At 37.1% G+C, this 20,728-nt stretch carries 19 protein-coding genes and 3 tRNA genes; 13 read left to right on the top strand and 9 right to left on the bottom strand.

The window, feature by feature from the left end; genetic code table 11:
* Positions 1 to 25: 25 nt before the first annotated feature.
* Complete coding sequence (locus J7R13_RS04380) at positions 26 to 523, bottom strand: Hsp20 family protein (RefSeq protein ID WP_208437644.1); 498 nt, start codon at positions 521 to 523, stop codon at positions 26 to 28.
* A gap of 270 nt (positions 524 to 793) precedes the next feature.
* Between J7R13_RS04380 and J7R13_RS04385 the strand changes: the two genes are divergently transcribed.
* The 3 genes from J7R13_RS04385 to J7R13_RS04395 all read left to right on the top strand — a co-directional run bounded on the left by J7R13_RS04385 (position 794) and on the right by J7R13_RS04395 (position 2,732).
* The gene (locus J7R13_RS04385; RefSeq protein WP_208437645.1) at positions 794 to 1,714 is read left to right on the top strand and encodes a serine aminopeptidase domain-containing protein; all 921 of its coding nucleotides are present in this window, start codon (positions 794 to 796) and stop codon (positions 1,712 to 1,714) included.
* A 482-nt stretch (positions 1,715 to 2,196) separates the two neighbouring features.
* Positions 2,197 to 2,559, top strand: coding sequence for a cell cycle two-component system response regulator CpdR (cpdR, locus tag J7R13_RS04390; protein WP_004858948.1), 363 nt, complete (start codon positions 2,197 to 2,199; stop codon positions 2,557 to 2,559).
* 98 nt (positions 2,560 to 2,657) lie between these two features.
* Positions 2,658 to 2,732, top strand: a tRNA-Val gene (locus J7R13_RS04395).
* A gap of 908 nt (positions 2,733 to 3,640) precedes the next feature.
* On the opposite strand, the gene J7R13_RS04400 is transcribed toward J7R13_RS04395, so the two are convergent.
* The 5 genes from J7R13_RS04400 to J7R13_RS04420 form a co-directional block, all read right to left on the bottom strand.
* Positions 3,641 to 3,717: transfer RNA gene (locus J7R13_RS04400), tRNA-Arg, on the bottom strand.
* 36 nt (positions 3,718 to 3,753) lie between these two features.
* Positions 3,754 to 4,059, bottom strand: a complete 306-nt coding sequence (locus J7R13_RS04405) for an ETC complex I subunit (protein WP_208437646.1) — start codon at positions 4,057 to 4,059, stop codon at positions 3,754 to 3,756.
* Positions 4,060 to 4,151: 92 nt separating this feature from the next.
* Positions 4,152 to 4,228 (bottom strand) — tRNA-Pro (locus J7R13_RS04410).
* A 623-nt stretch (positions 4,229 to 4,851) separates the two neighbouring features.
* Entirely contained in the window at positions 4,852 to 5,541 is a 690-nt protein-coding gene (hdaA, locus tag J7R13_RS04415) for a DnaA regulatory inactivator HdaA (protein WP_208437647.1), read from the bottom strand.
* Complete coding sequence (locus tag J7R13_RS04420) at positions 5,538 to 6,746, bottom strand: AI-2E family transporter (RefSeq protein ID WP_208437648.1); 1,209 nt, start codon at positions 6,744 to 6,746, stop codon at positions 5,538 to 5,540. The genes hdaA and J7R13_RS04420 overlap by 4 nt, the downstream gene beginning before the upstream one ends.
* A 181-nt stretch (positions 6,747 to 6,927) precedes the next feature.
* Between J7R13_RS04420 and purM the strand changes: the two genes are divergently transcribed.
* Both purM and purN read left to right on the top strand, forming a co-directional pair.
* Positions 6,928 to 8,013 carry a phosphoribosylformylglycinamidine cyclo-ligase gene (gene purM, locus J7R13_RS04425; RefSeq protein WP_208437649.1) on the top strand — a complete coding sequence of 362 codons (1,086 nt, stop codon included), beginning with the start codon at positions 6,928 to 6,930 and terminating at the stop codon, positions 8,011 to 8,013.
* Positions 8,010 to 8,621 carry a phosphoribosylglycinamide formyltransferase gene (gene purN / locus J7R13_RS04430; RefSeq protein WP_208437650.1) on the top strand — a complete coding sequence of 204 codons (612 nt, stop codon included), beginning with the start codon at positions 8,010 to 8,012 and terminating at the stop codon, positions 8,619 to 8,621. The genes purM and purN overlap by 4 nt, the downstream gene beginning before the upstream one ends.
* 248 nt (positions 8,622 to 8,869) lie before the next feature.
* On the opposite strand, the gene J7R13_RS04435 is transcribed toward purN, so the two are convergent.
* Positions 8,870 to 11,413, bottom strand: coding sequence for a response regulator (locus tag J7R13_RS04435; RefSeq protein ID WP_208437651.1), 2,544 nt, complete (start codon positions 11,411 to 11,413; stop codon positions 8,870 to 8,872).
* Between the two features lie 189 nt (positions 11,414 to 11,602).
* Here J7R13_RS04435 and J7R13_RS04440 point away from each other — a divergent pair, with 189 nt between their 5' ends.
* Entirely contained in the window at positions 11,603 to 12,118 is a 516-nt protein-coding gene (locus J7R13_RS04440) for a flagellar biosynthetic protein FliO (RefSeq protein ID WP_208437652.1), read from the top strand.
* Between the two features lie 52 nt (positions 12,119 to 12,170).
* Here the strand turns inward: J7R13_RS04440 and dksA are convergent, their stop codons facing one another.
* Together dksA and J7R13_RS04450 are read right to left on the bottom strand one after the other, a co-directional pair.
* Positions 12,171 to 12,587: an RNA polymerase-binding protein DksA gene (gene dksA / locus J7R13_RS04445; protein ID WP_004858975.1), complete on the bottom strand. Its 417-nt coding sequence runs from the start codon at positions 12,585 to 12,587 to the stop codon at positions 12,171 to 12,173.
* A 348-nt stretch (positions 12,588 to 12,935) separates the two neighbouring features.
* Entirely contained in the window at positions 12,936 to 13,469 is a 534-nt protein-coding gene (locus J7R13_RS04450; protein ID WP_208437653.1) for a flavin reductase, read from the bottom strand.
* A gap of 131 nt (positions 13,470 to 13,600) precedes the next feature.
* On the opposite strand from J7R13_RS04450, the gene rpe reads away from it, so the two are divergent.
* From rpe to purL, 7 genes are all read left to right on the top strand, one after another.
* The gene (rpe, locus tag J7R13_RS04455; protein ID WP_208434283.1) at positions 13,601 to 14,275 is read left to right on the top strand and encodes a ribulose-phosphate 3-epimerase; all 675 of its coding nucleotides are present in this window, start codon (positions 13,601 to 13,603) and stop codon (positions 14,273 to 14,275) included.
* Positions 14,276 to 14,284: 9 nt separating this feature from the next.
* Complete coding sequence (gene purB, locus J7R13_RS04460) at positions 14,285 to 15,589, top strand: adenylosuccinate lyase (RefSeq protein WP_208437654.1); 1,305 nt, start codon at positions 14,285 to 14,287, stop codon at positions 15,587 to 15,589.
* Positions 15,590 to 15,666: 77 nt separating this feature from the next.
* A complete protein-coding gene (locus tag J7R13_RS04465) occupies positions 15,667 to 16,215 on the top strand; it encodes an RBBP9/YdeN family alpha/beta hydrolase (RefSeq protein WP_208437655.1) in 549 nt (182 codons plus the stop codon).
* Positions 16,216 to 16,388: 173 nt separating this feature from the next.
* Positions 16,389 to 17,153 carry a phosphoribosylaminoimidazolesuccinocarboxamide synthase gene (gene purC, locus J7R13_RS04470; RefSeq protein WP_004858990.1) on the top strand — a complete coding sequence of 255 codons (765 nt, stop codon included), beginning with the start codon at positions 16,389 to 16,391 and terminating at the stop codon, positions 17,151 to 17,153.
* Between the two features lie 86 nt (positions 17,154 to 17,239).
* Positions 17,240 to 17,479, top strand: coding sequence for a phosphoribosylformylglycinamidine synthase subunit PurS (gene purS / locus J7R13_RS04475; RefSeq protein WP_208437656.1), 240 nt, complete (start codon positions 17,240 to 17,242; stop codon positions 17,477 to 17,479).
* Positions 17,480 to 17,491: 12 nt separating this feature from the next.
* Complete coding sequence (gene purQ, locus J7R13_RS04480; RefSeq protein WP_004858997.1) at positions 17,492 to 18,163, top strand: phosphoribosylformylglycinamidine synthase subunit PurQ; 672 nt, start codon at positions 17,492 to 17,494, stop codon at positions 18,161 to 18,163.
* A 302-nt stretch (positions 18,164 to 18,465) separates the two neighbouring features.
* Positions 18,466 to 20,679 carry a phosphoribosylformylglycinamidine synthase subunit PurL gene (gene purL / locus J7R13_RS04485; RefSeq protein WP_208432727.1) on the top strand — a complete coding sequence of 738 codons (2,214 nt, stop codon included), beginning with the start codon at positions 18,466 to 18,468 and terminating at the stop codon, positions 20,677 to 20,679.
* The last annotated feature ends 49 nt before the right edge of the window (positions 20,680 to 20,728 follow it).

Genomic DNA, 20,728 nt, shown 5'->3' on the forward strand with positions numbered 1-20,728 from the left:
GAATAATCATAGAAGGAATTAATAATCATTTAGTTTTCTCAACTTCTAAATTCGCCTTACGCATAGTATGATTATTATCATTTTTCACGGCAGATGTTGATGTCTGCACAGCTATCTTCTTTGGTTTTAATTCAGCTGGCATTTCTCTTTTAAGCTGAATATGAAGAAGACCATCACCAAGCTCTGCTCCAATAACCTTAACATGATCAGCCAAATGGAAACGCCGCTCAAAAGCACGTGACGCAATGCCTCGATAAAGAAATTCTCGTTCTTCATTATCATTTTCAGGCTTTCTATCACCCTTAACGATCAGCTGATTGCAATGCGTTTCGATATCGATTTCATCTTGAGAAAAACCAGCAACAGCCATAGAAATTCTATAAGAATCTTCAGTTAAACGCTCGATGTTATAGGGTGGATAAGAAGAAACATCATCAGGTTGTGTCCTAGAATCAAACCAGTTAAAAAGATGATCAAAACCTACTGTTGAACGATAAAATGGTGAAAAGTCTACTTGACGCATAATATTGCCCTCCTTTAGAGCGACTATAATTAATTGACTCACAAAGTTCCCGAATGGCAAACTGTCCGTGAACCAGCGGCCCAGAGTAGCGACCGCATCATTTATCTGGTAATTGCTTTGTCCTATTTCAACTCTTTTATGCTTGAATTTGTAAAAACATACAAAACAACATAACTGTTTCTTAATCCTTCTTTATCATTACATAAATGTAAGTCCTCTCGTTATCTCACTTTGCACTAAGTTTGCAAAATACACTGTAAAGGATTTCAATTGGAAACATCTCTTTATCACACAGTTTGCGATTCCACTCCTTCCAATATCCGTAGTAGCTATCTTAAAATAGCCACGGATCGCGAAATCCGTTTTTCTATAACGTGTCCTGATATGGAAAAATCCGAGGGAACAATTGTTATTCTCCAAAACTATGCAAATGCTTTAGAAGAATATTTTTTACCAATAAATGAAATTTCTAAACGTGGTTTTCATACAGCAATATTTGACTGGTTTGATCGAGAAAAATCATCGTTCAATACACAAAAACAGAGTCGATATCATTATTTTGATATTAACAATGATATTAATGACTTGAATGAATTTCTTATAAATGCCGTTTATCCTAGTTGTCCACCACCTTACTATATGCTCACCTATGGCATGGGAGGATTGATAGCACTTAGCGGACTGGATCTCCTTAATCATCAGTTTAAAAAAATGCTCTGCGTTTCTCCCCTTTTTGCACCGCTTAGCAATAAAACAAATGGCTTCCAACATAAATTAACACAATTTCTTTCTGATATAGGCTTAGGATTCTTGCCAGCTAGAGGTGGAACAAAACTCAAAGAAAAAAAACAAAAAAAGATGCAACCTGGGTATACTAATAGAGTACCTTTCCTCTCTATGAAATCGCCAACATCCCAATGGATGGCATCGGTACTGAATGCAATTTCCTCTATGAAGGAAAATATATATCATGGACATTTACGAATCCCAACACTATTTATTCTCGCCAATCAAAACAATATTGCGAATAACATTGAGGTGCGGCAATTATGCGAACACACACGCCTGACAGACAGCATCACCATTACAGGTGCGGAACTTGATACAATCATGCATGAAGAAAGTTACAAAAAACAATTTTGGGCTGCATTTGATGCATTTATTCTCGATGATATTTTTTCCATAAAGTAATAGTTATTAATAAATAATATATTTTAGAATTTAAAGTACAGATACTTTAATACATTTCTTGTTTATTATTAATTTTTTATGTTATATCACTATATAATTCATACAAGTATACAGGAAAAATAGCTATAAAAACTCAGCTTTATCGTATAGCTTTTCTGACTTCTCCATTTAAAATATAAAAAATTTTTGAAATTAATGTTTCCATGCTCCCTTCAAGGAAGCGCGTACCAAAATGAAAAAATTAAAAAGAAACATAAATCGCGCTTAAAATATTCAGACACGGCTCTCTTCTTTTCATACACATACGTTTCGAATTTAACCAACTCACAACTAATATACTGTATTCTCAAAATAATGTAAGAATTAACCATTTTATCATTCATTACAATTGTGAGTATTTTATCGTCTTTTTTATAAATACTCTATATTGTATAATTGATGTGGCAAAAAACTCTGACGAATGGAGCCATTGGAATATAATCATGAAACGAATCCTGCTCGCAGAAGATGATAACGACATGCGCCGCTTTCTAGCGAAAGCCTTAGAACGTGCAGGCTACGAAGTCGCAGATTTCGATAACGGTGCCAGCGCATATGAGCGTTTACAAGAAGAACCATTTTCCCTTCTCCTTACTGATATTGTAATGCCAGAAATGGATGGTATTGAACTGGCACGACGCGCTACTGAAATTGATCCTGATTTACGCGTGATGTTTATTACAGGTTTTGCAGCAGTTGCACTCAATTCAAATAGCGATGCTCCTCCTGATGCAAAAGTGCTTTCTAAACCGTTTCACTTGCGTGAACTCGTTAATGAAGTTGAAAAAATACTTATAGCTGCTTAAAAGGCTATTTTTTCAAGTTATTCGTGACTGATTAAATAGAAAACTAAATTAGGCATTGACGTTTGTAATTCTATGTGGTGTATGCAACGTCATGAAATGGGCGTGTAGCTCAGCGGGAGAGCACTACGTTGACATCGTAGGGGTCACAGGTTCAATCCCTGTCACGCCCACCATTTAGCTTTATATAACAAATAGATTCTTGATTGTGTGGATCTTTTAAAGGTACGAAATGTGTGGGCGACAATTGGAGAATAAGATTTTCCAATACCTACTCTACAAAACGTATTCTTTTTTCTACACTTTTCTAGCCTCTCTTATGAAAGAACATTTCAGGATTCTAGCACACATGCCAATAATCTCACAGCTCAATAAATAAGAGAGTCTATTGCAAACAACTTATGATAAGCATCAACTTCTTTCTCCAAAATACTATTTTTTCTAATCTGACGACCGCTTCATGATTCTTTTTTTCATACCTATTATAGCAAACTTGCTGCCAAAATATTTAGATATAATAGTACACTACAGTCACTTTACAAGAAAGGCTAAAAGAATGGAAAATCATGGATAAAAATTAGATTTTGTATGAGCATCACATACCCATTGAAATTCAAAAACAGGTAGTAATCACTTTTTTAGAGCATATGAGTGGAAGTACATTAGATCTTATTCGCATAACGTTTCAGTATATAGTTAAGGAAGGCTTTTTGTCGTTTAATTTTTAAATAAGTGTTTTTCTTATTTTGTCTGAACGAGTAGAAATCCTTAAAATTTGTCCTATTGGAGATAAAATATTCATTTGTAGGAAAGGCAAAAATAAACGCACTAAAGAAAGTTTTAAAGCAATCTGTTTCGTGAGCGCGTAATCAAATAGGAATTTGAAAATTAGCAGATGAACTGAAAAATTAACAGCAACACATACCAGTAATGCAGAGACTATAGCATTACAACTTATAGCACTTTTATTGGACAGAATCCCCTTTTCTTACAAAAATGGCTGATAGGCAATAACCTAAAATAGAAAAAATCAAAAGAAGAAAGGTTTCCAAACTTTTATATATCTATTTATTCTATTTAAATATGGTGATCCCGACAGGATTCGAACCTGTGACCCACGGCTTAGAAGGCCGTTGCTCTATCCAGCTGAGCTACGGGACCAACTGATTTTTCTCAATCCAAAAGAACATCCTTAACTCAATGCGTCCAAGGTTGATGTCTATCACTGCGAAAATTATCAGAATAAGAAACGACACGACGAATTGGCTTATGTGTTTTCTCTACACGATAAGGAATAGCATTCTTACGAGCAAAAGCAATTGCCTCTTCCTGCTTATTAAACCGGATTTTTATTTGACTACTCATATCAGATGTTGCCGTATATCCCATAAGAGACTCAAGAATTTTTGCCTGTAATGGCTCATATTGTAAAATCCAAAAACCAGTATTTCTCCTACCTGACTGCATAGCTGTCTTCGCAGGACTATAAATACGTGCGATCATGATTAGCTTCCTTCAGACTGACGAAAACGCTTGAATGACAATTTCTCACCACACGCACCCAATCGGACCATTCTTTCATATAAAACCAAATATGGTCGGAGCGATAGGATTCGAACCTACGACCCCCTGATCCCAAATCAGGTGCGCTACCAAGCTGCGCTACGCTCCGCCGTTTACATTTATTTGATGCACATTCCCTAAAATTTTCATAACAGAAGCGCAAGAGGAAAAGACATCTTTTTTAATTTTTTTGCACTTCTTTACAAGAAAAAACCTTTTTAATTCCTTTTTTTTGCTAAGTGATACATTTCATTGGCAGAAATAAGGAAAACAACACCCAAAAAAGAAAAAAAGTCATCCCACCTTAACAAGTAATGAATTCCTCTAATAAAATTCTACAATTCTCATATTACTTCAAGAAAACTTTTACAATATTAAAAACATCTAGCAAATATAATTTTTGCGACAAAAATGTTCCAAGTCGCACAAAAAAATCCTCAATACTATAAAGCTTCAACATCATCACTCTTTCATATAAAATCTAATACGCATCATAAGAAAAAATGATCTGGCACCCTGTCACTCACGCCTTTAAACCGCTTTTATTTTTAAAAATGCTAATCTCTCCTAAAATATCAATGCAAAAATTAAAAAACAAACACTTTTCTCAAAAGAAAAAAGAGAAAAATCTTACTTCTCTAAAATCATTTTCAAATGTCTAAATACGCTTGTAAAAGCGAGGAAAATATAAGTATTTTTTATTGAATAATTTGTGCTATATCCAGAAAATATTCACTGCATTTGCATGTTAAGGACTTCAGCAATAACAGCCCGCGTTATTTTGCTTTTTCTTTCTAATGCTAACTGATCAACAGAATCAATAACATGCTTTAATGAAAATAAAGAACGCTCACAACGGCTTACAAGGTACGCAATAGTATCCGGATGAACAATAATCTGCTTATCAGAAAAAAGTTTAAAAGCAACAGCTGTTAACAATGCATCATCAGGCTGATTAATCGCAATTAACATAACCGAATTAAGGCGACTTTTGAGATCATTTAACTTTAAATTCCACGCTGAAGGTACTGTACGTGCTGTTATCAACAAAGTAGCATGATGTACATCAAGATTTGCTTGCTTAACGCTGTTAATTAAGTGAAAAAGCCCTGTTTCACTAATTTCATCCGCATCAATATCCTCAATTAAAAGTGATCTTCCTGAAGAAGCAACAGCAATAGCCTGATCAACTTCATTGCGATGAAAACTTAAAGCGTCAGCTTTCTGCGCCCATACGCTAGAAAAATGCGTTTTCCCAGATCCTTCTTTTCCAACCAAAACTGCAATAGGTAAGACCCAATTTGGCCAATGATCAATAAGCTGAAAAGCCATACGATTGCTTTCCGTCACTACCAAGTCATCAAATTGGAAAGCCGGATTATAAAAGAAGTTTAAGGATAATTGCGTTTCACGCCCCTTCATTCTAGCAACTCCGAATTTCCACTTCGTGAATACATTTGAGAATTAAGGTAAGTATGAAGAGCAAAACGAACCAAAACACCAACAGCCGCAGCAGCAGGAACCGCAACAAGCATACCGGTGAAACCAAAGAGTGAAGAAAAAGCAAAAAGTGCAAACATCAGCCACACCGGATGCAATCCCACTGATGACCCCACAAGTTTTGGTTGAAGAATATAACCTTCAATAAACTGACCAATTAAAAAGAGAACCATAACAACAACGATCCAAACCCAATTATTGGGGTAAAACTGAACCCATGCAACACCAACAGAAAGCACAAAACCACTCATTGTACCAATATACGGAACAAAGCTGATAAGACCAATAAACATACCAATCAAAAGACCAAAATTAAGTCCCGTGATAGTTAAACCAATAGCATAATACCCTCCCAATATTAAACAAACTGTTCCTTGTCCACGAACAAAGCCAGCAATAGCTCTATCCATTTCATAAAAAATACTGCGAACTGTCTCAAGATGGTCCCTTGGTATTAACGAATCAACTGCTGCAACCATACGCGGCCAATCTAATAACATGTAAAATGCTACCACAGGTGCCACAACAAATAGGCTCACAAGATTAACGATAGATTTTCCTGACTTCAAAAGTGAATTCAAAAGAGATGTAATAAAATCAGAACTTTTTCCCAAAAGCCCTTTAATATTACTCTGTAATTCAGTTGGATCACTACCAAAATAGCGCCTAACCCAATCAAAATCATGTTCAACAAAAAAAGTTTGAATACGACTAATATAGACGGGCAAGCCATCACTCATAAACTGCTGTATTTGCCAACTGATAATAGGAATTAAAATAATTAAAGCAGCAACAAAAATAACAACAATAAACGAAGTAATGAGGATAGTACCAAAAACACGACGAATACCAAACTTTTCAAACAATTGAACAATGGGGTTAAGAAAGTAAGCCAACACAATCCCTGCTACAAAAGGAAGCAAAACGGATCCAAAAACAAACATAAAAAGAATGAAAAAAATCAGCGTACCAAGCCAGAAAAAAATTTGTTTTTTCATATTGTTCAGTAACGGTACTTGAGTATAAGCTGGTACATAAGTCTTATAACGGTCACGAGACCCACTCTGACTCACTTTCTTGTTCACAAGCTGCGAAGCAAAATGATCGTGATTATCTACCTTGCTCATAAAATATCCTAAAAAATTCTTCACAAAAGATTATAAACTTCTTCTACATGGGTCAAGAAAATACATAGGTCAAGCAAAATGGCTTATTTATTAAATACTAAATATCAATATCTCTTGCAGAGGTAACTTTATCATGGCATTGCATAACACCAAAATCTGATTTTCCATAAGGAAGACTCCAATGAGCAATAAAGATCTCATAAATAATAAATCCAAGTGTGCTCTTACCTACGCAGAAGCCGGTGTAAACATCGACATGGGTAATGCCATGGTAGAAAAAATTAAACCCTTTATACGCTCAACAAAACGAGCAGGAACAAATGCAGAAATTGGTGGATTTGGTGGTCTCTTTGATTTAAAAGCAGCCGGTTTCACAGATCCTATTCTTGTAGCGGCCAATGATGGTGTAGGAACAAAATTAAAAATTGCCATTGAAGTAGGTATACATGACACTGTCGGTATTGATCTCGTAGCCATGTGCGTTAATGATCTACTCGTACAAGGTGCTGAACCTCTCTTTTTTCTTGATTACTTTGCAACGGGTAAGCTGAACCCTGAACAGGGTGCTACAATCGTTTCTGGTATAGCAGAAGGATGTAAACAAGCAGGCGCGGCTCTTATTGGAGGAGAAACTGCAGAAATGCCAGGCATGTATGCAGAAGGAGATTATGATTTAGCAGGCTTTGCTGTAGGAGCATGCGAACGCAGCGCATTACTCCCTTCAAAAAATCTTACAGAAGGCGATATTATTTTAGGACTTAACGCTTCTGGAGTTCATTCCAACGGCTTTTCTCTTATAAGACGAATCATCCAACAAAATAACCTAAAATGGGAAAACCCTGCTCCATTTAGTCCTCAAATCAGCCTTGGTACAGCATTGCTCACACCAACACGCATTTATGTAAAATCGCTCCTATCTATTATGCGAAATTATGAAGGAATTAAAGCTCTTGCCCATATCACCGGTGGAGGCTTTTCTGAAAACATTCCACGGGTACTTCCATCTTCTCTGTGCGCTGAAATTAATCTTTCTGTCATTCATGTTCCATCAGTTTTTTCATGGATTGCAAAACAAGGCAAAATAGAAGAAACAGAAATGCTGCGAACATTTAATTGCGGCATTGGCATGGTTATTATCGTAGAGCAACACGCAGTTGAAAAAATTACGCAAGCACTTGAAGTACAAGGAGAAACCGTTACCCCCCTAGGCATTTTAACAAAACGCCAAGATAAAGAAATACTCTATAAAGGTGTCCTGCACTTATGAAAAAACAAATTGTTATTTTTATTTCTGGCAACGGATCTAACATGGTTGCCCTTGCCAAAGCAAGTAAACAAAAAGAATACCCTGCTGAAATCATAGCAGTTATTTGTGATAATCCTTATGCTGCCGGCATTGAAAAAGCGCGTAACAATAACTTGCCTACGCACATTGTTGATCGCAAAAACTATCCAACAAAAGAAGCACACGAAGAAGCTATCTTTACGATTTTAGCTCAATATAAGCCAGATCTTCTCTGCTTTGCTGGCTATATGCGCCTCATCTCATCGCGTTTTGTAAAACTTTATGAAGGCCGAATTTTAAATATTCACCCTTCTCTTTTACCTTCATTTAAAGGTTTAAAGACACATGAAAGAGCTTTACAAGCAGGCGTTAAAATTACTGGTTGCACTGTTCATCTTGTTACAGAAGATATGGATGCAGGAAAAATTCTTGCCCAAGCAGCTGTTCCAGTGTGTCCAAATGATACCGCTGAAAGCTTAGCAGAGAGAGTCCTTAAAGCGGAACATAAACTCTATCCCGAAGCCTTAAAATCCTTCATTGATGGAAACAAAAAAATGATAAATACGCAACAACAGCTTTTCTCCTTTTGAGTATATCAACCAGCACTTTCTAACATTGTAAAAACTTTCCTGCAACTCTTCTCTTATAAAGTTTTAATAGGATATGCTCACTCCATCTTCATGAGTATTTTTATACAAAATCTGCGATGCTTTTTTAGCTTTCTATCGGTATCGATTTCATTAGGCTTTACGCATTACTACGCTTGTCTTTTCAACACACTCATCTTCGTCTAAAAAATTTTAAAATAAACAATGTTTCTATCACACAACTTTTCATTTCATTGTGCAAGTGTTTCTTTAACTATTAGTGCTAACTGTTTGAGTGTAAATGGTTTAGATAAAAAACCAAAAACAGCATCTTGTGGAAGATTTTTAGCAAAAGCATCTTTTGCGTATCCAGAAACAAAAATAAATTTGATATCAGGATAGTTTTTACGTGCTTCCTTAAGCAAAGTAGGCCCATCCATTTCTGGCATCACTACATCAGAAACAATAATATCAATAGCCCCCTTATTTTCCTCAAGAATGGTAAGTGCTTCTACCCCGCTTGCAGCCTCTAAAACAGTATATCCTCTCATTTGAAGTGCTCTTACCCCACCCATTCTGACAGCATCTTCATCTTCAACCAACAAAACAGTCGCCGATCCTGTTAAATCTGTATTTTTTTCTTGCTCTTCACCTTTTTCAATCAGCGGAAAAATTTCTCCATTATTATGAGGAATGTACCGGGGGAGAAAAATATGAAATGTTGCTCCCTCTCCTTCTCTGCTATCACAGTAAATGTAACCACCTGTTTGTTGAATAATTCCATAAACCATAGACAAGCCAAGCCCTGTTCCTTGTCCAACTTCCTTTGTTGTAAAAAATGGTTCAAACATCTTTTCTTGTATAGTAGCTGATATACCAGTTCCTATATCTGAAACAGTCAATTGCACATACTCACCAATCGCAAAACCAACATGATCAAATGCAGCACTCTGTTGTTTTGTAATATTATTTGTTGTAATCGTTACAACCCCTCCATCAGGCATAGCATCACGCGCATTAATAACCAAATTCATAATAACACGCTGAAAAGATGCTTGATCAACTTCAACGCTCCACAAATCTCTTCCATGAATAATTTTTAACTGAACATTATTGCCTAAAAGAGGTAAAATAAGATTGCGAAGATCTGATAAAAACTCTGTAAAATCCACTTCTTCAGGACGGAGTGTTTGCTTCCGAGAAAAAGCTAGTAATTGTTGTACAAGCGCAGCTGCACGATTAGCATTATTTTTGATATTGATAAGATCAGCATAGGCAGGATCAGAACTACGATGTGTATTTAAAAGAAGATCGCATGACATCAAAATTGCTGTTAAAACATTATTAAAATCATGAGCAATACCGCCAGCTAATTGCCCAACAGCTTGCATTTTCTGGCTTTGCATCATTTTATCTTCAAGCGTTTTTTGTTCTGTTGTTTCTATGACAGAGATAATGACCAAATCTCGCAATGCTTCACCGTGATAGGACAGTATAGGCATAATATGGAGACGTAAATGGCGTTCTTCATTATTTTCTAAAACTGTTTCTAGAGAGACTGAATAATTTTTATTTGTCATGATTTTCTGAAAGGCACGCTCTAACTGCGCACGATCATGGTGAAATATAACATCATAAAGATTGATAGTTTTTCCCGTACATCCCGTGAGCAATGAAAAGACATTATTCATGTGAATCAAATGTCCTTTCTGATCCGCCACTGCTATTGCAAAAGGGCTTGCATCAAAATACCCTACCAGTACACTAGGTAATTTTGATTGATCACCGTCCTCTCCCTTTTGTACCTGCTGTGGAATTATAACAATACGATAAATAGCTTCATCTTCTAAAAGAGAAGAAACACACATAAAACAATTCAATATTTTCTTAATACCTGTCTCTGAATTTAAACATAACGAAAATATATAAGGTAAAGAGTACCCTGAACTTTGATGTTTGTCGTATTGCAAACAAATATCACGCCACGCGCTATTAATTCCAACGTTACCAAATAATTGATCAAAACTATATTGCCCAATAGTAAAGTTAGCCAAATCAATTGAAAACCATTCAGCAAAAACTGTATTTGCATAAAGAACATTTCCTTGGGTATTAACGGATAGAAAACCAACAGGAGCTTGATCTAAATGATTGATAGCTTCTTGGAGATTCGAGAAAAAAACTTCACGACATTCTTGCAAATGCGAAATATCGGCAATACGCCAAAATAAAAGTTTTTTTCTCCCCCTTGTAATTGGTTGAACAGAAATATTGTACCAAGCAGATTTCTTTTGTACAGAATGGGCAAAAATCGGTTGCTCCACCCTTAATTCTTCTTGCGCTGCAAGATGACTACGTGCCGCAACCTTTAAGCGATACGCAAGTGCACCAGCCCCTGGAAGATCAGCAATAACCACATAACAAGTGGATTCAGGCTTATAGGTAAGAATTTTTCGGTAATTTTGATTAGAGTAATAAACAAAACCAGACAAATCAGAGACTATAATTGCATCATCGCCACTATTAAAGATGCTAAGATCAAAATCTTCATGAAACTGTACTGCATTACATTTCAAAACTCCCATTCCAATTAGAACGATTGCAGCCACCCCTATAATCGCTAAAGCCAAAAAAGAAATCAATCCAATCTTTTGCAAAGAGCTTTGCGGATAAAAAAAATCTAGAATACCTACAATGAAGAGAAAAGCTATTACAAAAATAACACCAAAAACCACACCTCTTCGATTTACAGAAGAAGACGATAATCTCCCACTATTCTCAAAACTTTTATCCATCTCGCTTTGCCTCGATTAGAGCTATTACCACAAATTACCTCCATAATCATTGTTATAAAGTACATACCATGATAATATCTCTTTAAGAAAAATCACTTATCTTATGTTATAAGCAAACCTTTTAAGGGTATATTTACAGACTTATCTCAATAAAAAATAATATTTCCATTCCAAAATAAGAGAAACTCCATGTATATCTGGTTATCAAACCAAATAGGCGCATCTGCCGCGAACATAACCATAAGCGTTGTGTTTTTTATAATAACAATTGCAGCTCTTGCTACAATCATCCTATTTGTGCGTCGTTTAAATACAGGAAGATTCAGTATCAACAAAAAAAAGCATCTATCGCGATTAACTCTCTGCGAGACAATTGCTATAGATCGCACACGTCATCTTGTTTTGGTACGTTGTGATGATAAAGAGCATTTACTCCTTATTGGCGGACTGACAGATGTTGTTGTAGAATCCAATATTACCAGTACATCCATGATACAAAAGAAAGAAACACAACCAACATTAACAACAACAGAAATAAATCCCAATCTCACAGAAAAAATATCTTTTTCCAGAAATGAAAGAAAACATACGCAAAACACTTCCCCGAGCTCTTTTATGAAGCAAAACGTAGAAGATTCAGCAATTACCGCTGAAATTGAAGGACGGCAGGAGCCATCCTTATTTATCCCTACCCCCAAAAAATAAAATATGAAACTCTAACGCCGTACATCTCATTTGCTCATCATCTCAATCGACTTTAATCGTCACGATAAACCTTTTCCCGTCGTTCGTGGCGTTCTTGTGCTTCCAACGATAAAACTGCAATCGGTCGAGCCTCAAGACGCTTTATGCTAATAGGCTCGCCAGTTTCTTCACAAAAACCGTAAGTTCCATTATCAATGCGCTCCAAAGCAGCATCTATTTTTGAAATGAGTTTTCTCTGACGATCACGAGCACGTAATTCGATTGTACGATCAGTTTCGCAGGACGCTCTATCAGTCAAATCGGGTTGACCAACATTCTCTTCTTGCAAATTTTCCAAAGTCCCACGCGCTTCTCTTAATATATCATTCTTCCAAGAAACTAATTTAGCACGAAAATACGCCTTTTGTCGCTCATTCATAAAAGGCTCATCTTCACTAGGGCGATATTGATCATCAATCTCTTCGCTCATGCCATAAAAACCTCCATATATAGTACGTGCGGACTATATATTGTGCAACACCAATCAACACAAGTATAAAATGCTCTTTTTACTTCTCTAAGAATGTGTTTAAAACTATTTTTTAGATTTTCACTACTCTTTTGCATAGCATGTACTCTCTTGGCACAACTATCGATAAAAACCCTCCTCTTCCCTCTTTTCCAATTATAGCTAGAAGCTTATAAAAGATAGCTAGAAGCTTATAAAAGAAGGCGATACAGATATTCAATATCATGTAAAATGAACTTCACCAGCAATTGGGCTAAACTTCAAATATATTAAAAAAAATCACCTTAAATATGCAAAAAACAAAAACTCTTATAAAGATAGAGTATGATATTCACGATTCAAATACATCAAAGCGTCTTTTTCTTGATTACGGTTGATTGCAACAACTTCACCAATCAAAACAAAATGGGTTGCATGTTCATGCCAACAAATCAAACGACAATCAAAAGACGCTAAAGCATCTGAAAGACTAGGTGCACCAGTCTGCAACGTACCCCATTGTGCTATATCAAAACGTTCATTTTGTGTGTAATTGCCACGTTTAGAAAAAATATCTGCTAATGAACGATGTTTTCCTGCTAGACTATTAACACAAAAATTTCCATTTTCCATAAACAACTGATTCTTGAGGTTGTGCCGCATGAGGCAAACAAGAAGTGTTGGGGGATCATCAGATAAAGAACAACACGCTGAAACTGTCACCCCGCGCCGTCCTTTAATGCCATTCGTTGTCACAATATGCACAGCTCCTGCAAAATGACTCATAGCATCTCGATATTCTTGCGAAGAAACAGTAATATTATGTTGAAGTTCAGGCATTAAATGTGTTGTATGGTTTGACATATCTTTCACTTATACAGCTTTAAAATTCCAAGTGATCTTTCCATAAAAAGATCTATTCATATACTCTATAATACAAATGATGTTTTAGTATACAGAATTACATGCTAAAAAAGCCAACCTAGGAGATCTTAATGCCTCATTCTCATCTCATTTCACCTTCACTCTTGGCTTCTGATTTTTCCAAACTTGGCAAAGAAGTATTAGATGTTGTTGATGCCGGTGCAGATTGGTTGCATCTTGATATAATGGATGGCCACTTTGTCCCTAATATCACTTTTGGCCCTGATGTCGTCAAGACACTCCGTCCATTAACCAAAGCAATATTTGACGTTCATCTGATGATCGCACCTGTAGATCCTTATCTTGAAGCTTTTGCACAAGCTGGTTCAGATATTATAACCATTCATGCTGAAGCAAGCCCCCATCTTCATCGTTCACTACAAATAATCAAAGCAACAGGAAAAAAAGCAGGAATTGCAATCAATCCAAGTACACCAGAACATGTGCTTGAATATTTGCTTGATCAATTAGATCTTATCCTCATCATGACAGTCAATCCTGGTTTTGGTGGACAAAATTTCATTCCAGAAATGAAAGATAAAATCAAACGCGTTAAAAGCATGATCGCTAACAGGCCTATTGATCTCGAAGTAGATGGTGGTATCACAGTTGATACAATTGGAATAGCTGCAAAAGCTGGTGCAAATGTATTTGTTGCAGGCTCTGCAATTTATAAAGATGGAAACAAAGAACTTTACAAAACACGTATTAACGCACTGCGCCAAGCAGCAGCTCTCTCACAATAAGGAAAAATCATGATAGCACGTTATTCCCGATCTGAAATGGTAACAATTTGGTCAGCAAAAACGAAATATCGTATTTGGTTTGAAATTGAAGCACATGCCTGTGATGCACTTGCTGAACTAGGAATTATTCCAAAAGAAGCAGCAAAGATTATATGGAAAAAAGGGGGCGCAGCCGAATTTGATGTTAATCGCATTAATGAAATTGAGGCAATCACCAAGCATGATGTTATCGCATTCCTAACCCACTTAGCTGAATTTGTTGGACCAGAAGCACGCTTCATCCACCAAGGTATGACATCATCAGATGTTCTAGATACAACGCTAAATATTCAGTTGATGCGTGCGAGTGATATTTTGCTAAAAGACATAGAGCAACTTCTTGAAGCGTTAAAAAAACGTGCCTTTGAACATAAAGAAACAATCACCATTGGGCGAAGTCACGGCATTCATGCTGAACCAACAACATTTGGAGTCAAATTCGCCCTTGCATATGCTGAATTTTCCCGTTGCCGCAAACGCCTTCTTGCAGCACGTGAAGAAATTTCTACTTGTGCTATTTCAGGAGCCGTAGGAACTTTTGCTAACATTGATCCACGCGTTGAAGAACATGTAGCAAAAGCATTGGGTATGCGTTTTGAACCCGTTTCTACCCAAGTTATACCACGTGATCGTCATGCTATGTTCTTTGCAACGCTTGGTGTTATTGCTTCATCCATTGAACGGCTAGCTATAGAAATACGTCATCTACAACGAACAGAAGTACTTGAAGTAGAAGAGCATTTCTCACCTGGGCAAAAAGGCTCATCTGCTATGCCCCATAAACGTAATCCAGTTTTAACAGAAAATTTAACTGGGTTAGCGCGTATGGTACGTGCATACGCAATACCTGCCATGGAAAATGTAGCACTTTGGCATGAACGAGACATTTCTCATTCATCTGTTGAGCGTTATATTGGCCCTGACGCTACCATTACACTTGATTTTGCTCTTGCCAGACTCACATCTGTCATTGAAAACCTAATTGTCTATCCCAAAAATATGCAAAAAAATCTTAATAAATTCCGCGGGCTTGTTCATTCACAACGAGTGCTTTTAGCACTCACGCAAGCTGGGATTAGTCGTGAAGATTCTTATCGGATTGTACAACGAAATGCGATGAAGGTTTGGGAACAAGGAAAAGATTTTTTAGAAGAACTGCTCAATGACGGCGATATTACAAAAGTCTTAAGTGAAGCGGAACTTCGCGAAAAATTCGACCTTTCTTACCACACCAAACATATTAACACGATTTTTAAACGCGTTTTTGGGAAATGACGAAGATTGCATATCAGGAACAGAGTTATTGTCTTCTACCTATGAGACAAAACCTATTGTAATGAAAGAAATAGTTCATGAAAGCAAATCAACTCGATATTCTTATTGTTCCTGGCTACAAAGGATCTGGTCCTGATCATTGGCAAACACGATGGGAAAAAAAATTGTCTACGGCCCGCCGCGTTAAACAAGCCCATTGGTCAAAACCTGTTTGTGAAGAATGGGTTAACGAGGTTAAAATCGCCATTGCACAAGCTCAAAAACCCGTTATGATTATTGCCCATTCATTAGGAGTTCCAACGGCTATTCAAGCAACGCTAAAAAACGCAGAAAAAGTTTGTGGTGCCTTTTTTGTTGCACCTCCAGATGTAAGTAATGAAAAAATACGCCCCAAACATTTAATGACATTTGGCCCCTATTATTGCAAAAAATTATCCTTTCCCTCTGTAGTTGTAGCCAGCCGAAACGATGAATTTTGTCAATTCTCAGTAGCAGAGAACCTTGCCAATGATTGGGGAGCTCTCTTTGTTGACGCTGGTCAGTCAGGCCACATTAATGCAGAATCTGGATATGGACCTTGGCCTGAAGGGCTTATGGTTCTCTCCCATTTTCTTGCAAAAATCTGATCCAAAAAAGATAATCGTCTTTACCCTATCTACGCAGTTCCATTTTTCTTTTGCAGCCCCACAATGACAAAAGTTATAAGAAGTGTTATAGCAATCATTGAGAATTTCTGCCAATTAGGATAGTATCACTTATCAACGCTATTTAAAACCTCTCAAACCAATAGAGAACTATAATGAATCGTCGCCACCGTATATATGAAGGCAAGGCCAAAATTTTATATGAAGGACCTGAACCAGGAACCTATATTCAATTTTTTAAAGATGACGCAACTGCCTTTAATGCAAAAAAGCATGAAGTTATCGACGGAAAAGGGGTTTTAAATAACCGTATTTCGGAACATATCTTCAGCCATCTTAGCCGTTTGGGTATCCCAACACATTTTATCAAGCGTATAAATATGCGCGAACAACTCATTAAAGCCGTTGAAATTATTCCGTTGGAGGTTGTTGTTCGAAACATTGCCGCTGGCTCTCTTTCTAAACGTTTGGGATTGGAAGAAGGAACCGCTCTTTCGCAATCCATCATTGAATTTTATTATAAAAATGATTCTCTTGATGACCCAATGGTAACTGAAGAACATATCACTGCCTTTGGATGGGCTGTTCCACAAGAGATAGAAGACATTATGCAACTTGCGATTCGTATTAATGATTTTCTTTCTGGACTTTTTGCAGGTGTTAATATTCAATTAGTTGATTTTAAAATGGAATTTGGTCGTTTGTGGGAAGATGAAACGATGCGCATTGTTCTTGCTGATGAAATCTCACCTGATTCTGCCCGACTATGGGATATGCAAACACGAGAAAAAATGGATAAAGATCGTTTTCGGCATGATATGGGGGGACTTATTAACGCTTACCAAGAAGTTGCCAAACGTCTCGGAATCATCAATGAAAATGAGCCTCCACGACCAAGTGGTCCCGTTTTAGTAAAATAAACAATAAGATGACGTTATATCACCTTCCTTGACATTGGTAAGTAGACCTCCTCAAGGAGAGAGATTTTAGCAACAGGAAATAAGAAATGAAAGCACGCGTTACAGTTACCCTAAAAAGCAGCGTTCTTGATCCACAAGGAGAAGCGATTGTTAATGCTTTAAAAAGTTTAGCTTTCAAAGGCATTCACTCTATTCGCCAAGGGAAGGTTTTTGATGTTGTGCTTGATGATCAACCTGCTGAAACGGCAAAGCAAAAACTCGAAAAAATGTGTGAAGAGTTACTTGCAAATACTGTTATTGAAAATTACACTGTAGAACTTCTTTAAATGGAACTTTCCATGAAAACTGCCATCATTCAATTGCCTGGACTAAATCGCGACCGAGATATGGTCGCAGCATTACATCATATAACAGGCGTTGAACCATTCAAAATTTGGCAAACAGATTCAACAATTCCAGATGTAGATGTCATTGTTATTCCTGGTGGTTTTTCTTATGGGGATTACTTAAGATGTGGCGCTATTGGCGCACGAACACCAGTTTTACAAGCCGTTCGTGAGAAAGCAGAAAAAGGTATTACAATAATCGGTATATGTAATGGATTTCAAATTCTATTGGAAGCTGGATTATTACCCGGTGCTTTAATGCGTAATGCTTCATTGAAATTTGTTTGTCGTGAAATAAAGCTTGAAGTAACCAATACCAATACAAAATTTTCTCGATATTATTCTAAAGGACAAATCATTCGTTGTCCTGTTGCACATCATGATGGAAATTATTTTGTTAACAGTGAAATATTAAAACAAATGGAAGATAATGAGCAAATTGTTTTCCGCTACGCAGAAAATACAAACCCTAATGGTTCACTTAATAATATTGCTGGTATTACCAATAAAGCTGGTAATATTCTTGGTATGATGCCTCACCCTGAAAATTTCATTGAACCAGCACATGGTGGTACTGATGGCCGCTTACTTTTCCAAAGTGCTTTAGAATTTGCAAATGGGTAATAATAAAAGAGAAATTATGTTATTTAACTTTTTTAAAGTCAAAAATCTCTATCATCTCCTATGCAGTAAATTTACGAATCAAAGACTTTACAGACCCAGTGGATGGTATTTCTCTAAAAACACACAAAGATTTATTCAAAAGCCGTTTCTGGTCTTTGAATCACCGAATAAATCACTAGAGTCTCAGTTAATGGTTTGTGCACTTCTGCCTTATCAAACAATACAACCATTTATGATCTAAGCTGCTAGATTTAAAAGAATAAAAATGCTAAATTTTGATTAATTTTACGGATAAACTACTCATGAATCCTTGCAATAATAATATCGCCATTACACCAGAATTAATTGCACAACACGGTTTAAAAGATGATGAGTATCAACATATCCTAACCTTAATTGGGAGAGAGCCAACATTTACTGAGCTGGGAATTTTTTCTGCAATGTGGAACGAACATTGTTCTTATAAATCATCTAAAAAGTGGCTTAAAACTCTCCCAACAAAAGGAAAGTGTGTTATTCAAGGACCTGGTGAAAATGCTGGTGTTGTGGATATTGGTGAAGGTCAATGCGTAGTTTTCAAAATGGAGAGTCATAACCATCCCTCCTACATTGAGCCTTATCAAGGTGCGGCGACAGGTGTTGGTGGCATTTTACGAGATGTCTTTACAATGGGTGCCCGCCCTATCGCAACCATGAATGCATTGCGATTTGGTTCTCCTGATCATCCTCGAACACGCCATCTTGTTGCTGGTGTCGTTTCTGGAATTGGTGGCTATGGAAATTCTTTTGGTGTTCCAACCATTGGAGGAGAAGTGAATTTTGATAAGCGTTACAATGGCAATATCCTTGTCAACGCTTTTGCCGCTGGTATTGCAAAAACAAACTCTCTTTTTTACTCTAAAGCGCAAGGAGTAGGGCTTCCTGTCGTTTATCTTGGTGCCAAAACAGGACGTGATGGTGTCGGTGGAGCAACAATGGCTTCTGCCGAATTTGATGATTCAATCAGTGAAAAACGCCCAACCGTTCAAGTGGGTGATCCTTTTACGGAAAAATGCCTTTTTGAAGCTTGCTTAGAACTCATGGAACTAGGAGCTGTCATTGCTATCCAAGATATGGGAGCAGCAGGCTTAACATCTTCTGCAGTTGAAATGGGAGCAAAAGGAAATTTGGGTATAGAGCTTAACCTCGATAAAGTTCCTGTTCGTGAAGAAAACATGACAGCCTACGAAATGATGCTTTCTGAAAGCCAAGAGCGTATGCTCATGGTTCTGAAACCAGAAATGGAACAACAAGCAGCTAAAATTTTTCATAAATGGGGACTTCATTTTTCCATTATTGGCAAAACAACAGATGATTTACGTTTTCGCGTAAAGCATCAAGGGGAAGAAGTCGTTAATCTTCCTATAAAAGAACTGGGGAATGAAGCACCTGTTTATGATCGTCCTTGGAGTGAGCCTGCTAAAAAAACACTTCTTAAAGCAGAAGACGTTGAGAAAGTCGAAAATCTTGGTGATGCACTCCTTACACTGTTAAACTCTGCCAATCAAAGTTCACGGCGATGGATTTATGAACAATATGACACTTTTATACAAGGTAATACGCTTGTTCGCCCAGGAGGCGATGCAGGAGTCGTCCGTGTAAGCAATAACGACAAACGTGCTCTTGCCTTTTCTTCTGATGTGACACCTCGATATTGTGAAGCTGATCCCTACGAAGGAGGAAAACAAGCCGTTGCAGAATGCTGGAGAAATATTAGCACTACGGGCGCAAAACCACTAGCCGCTACAGATAATCTCAATTTTGGTAACCCTGAAAAGCCTGAAATTATGGGACAGTTCGTTTTTGCTATTAAAGGCATAGGTGAAGCTTGTAAAGCTCTCGATTTTCCTATCGTTTCAGGCAATGTCTCTCTTTATAATGAAACCAATGGAGAAGCAATTCCTCCTACCCCCACAATCGCTGGTATTGGTCTTCTTGACGACTGGTCTAAAATGGTGACAATCAGCGGTATGCAACATGGAGATAATATTGTTCTGATTGGAGCTTGCGGCTCTCATCTAGGACAATCAATCTACGCACGGGACATTTTAAATATTGATACAGGTGCACCACCTCATGTCGATTTACAACTTGAAAAAAAGCATGGACAATTTGTTCGAGATGTCATTCATCGTGGTTTTGTTCATGCCGCGCATGACATTTCTGATGGAGGATTAGCTATTGCACTTGCAGAAATGGTCATAAAAGCAGGTAAAGGAATCAAAGCAAAATTAAGCAATCAATCACCAGAGCATGCAGAACTTTTCGGAGAAGACCAAGGGCGTTATCTCTTAGCAATCAAACCTGAAGCACTGAATAGCCTTAAAGAACTTGCACAAATAAGTGCAATTTCCTTAACAAAGCTTGGTATAGTTGAAGGCACTTTGCTTAATATAGATGGGATATTAAAACTTTCTGTAGATGAGCTCATACAAGCCTATGAAAGCTGGTTTCCAGAATTTATGGGCGAAAAATAAAGATTTTTTTCATTTCTCTTGGACCTTATGCTAATCTTACTAACAAATT

The organism is Bartonella taylorii 8TBB, from assembly GCF_902825155.1.
Classification (GTDB): Bacteria; Pseudomonadota; Alphaproteobacteria; order Rhizobiales; family Rhizobiaceae; genus Bartonella; species Bartonella taylorii_A.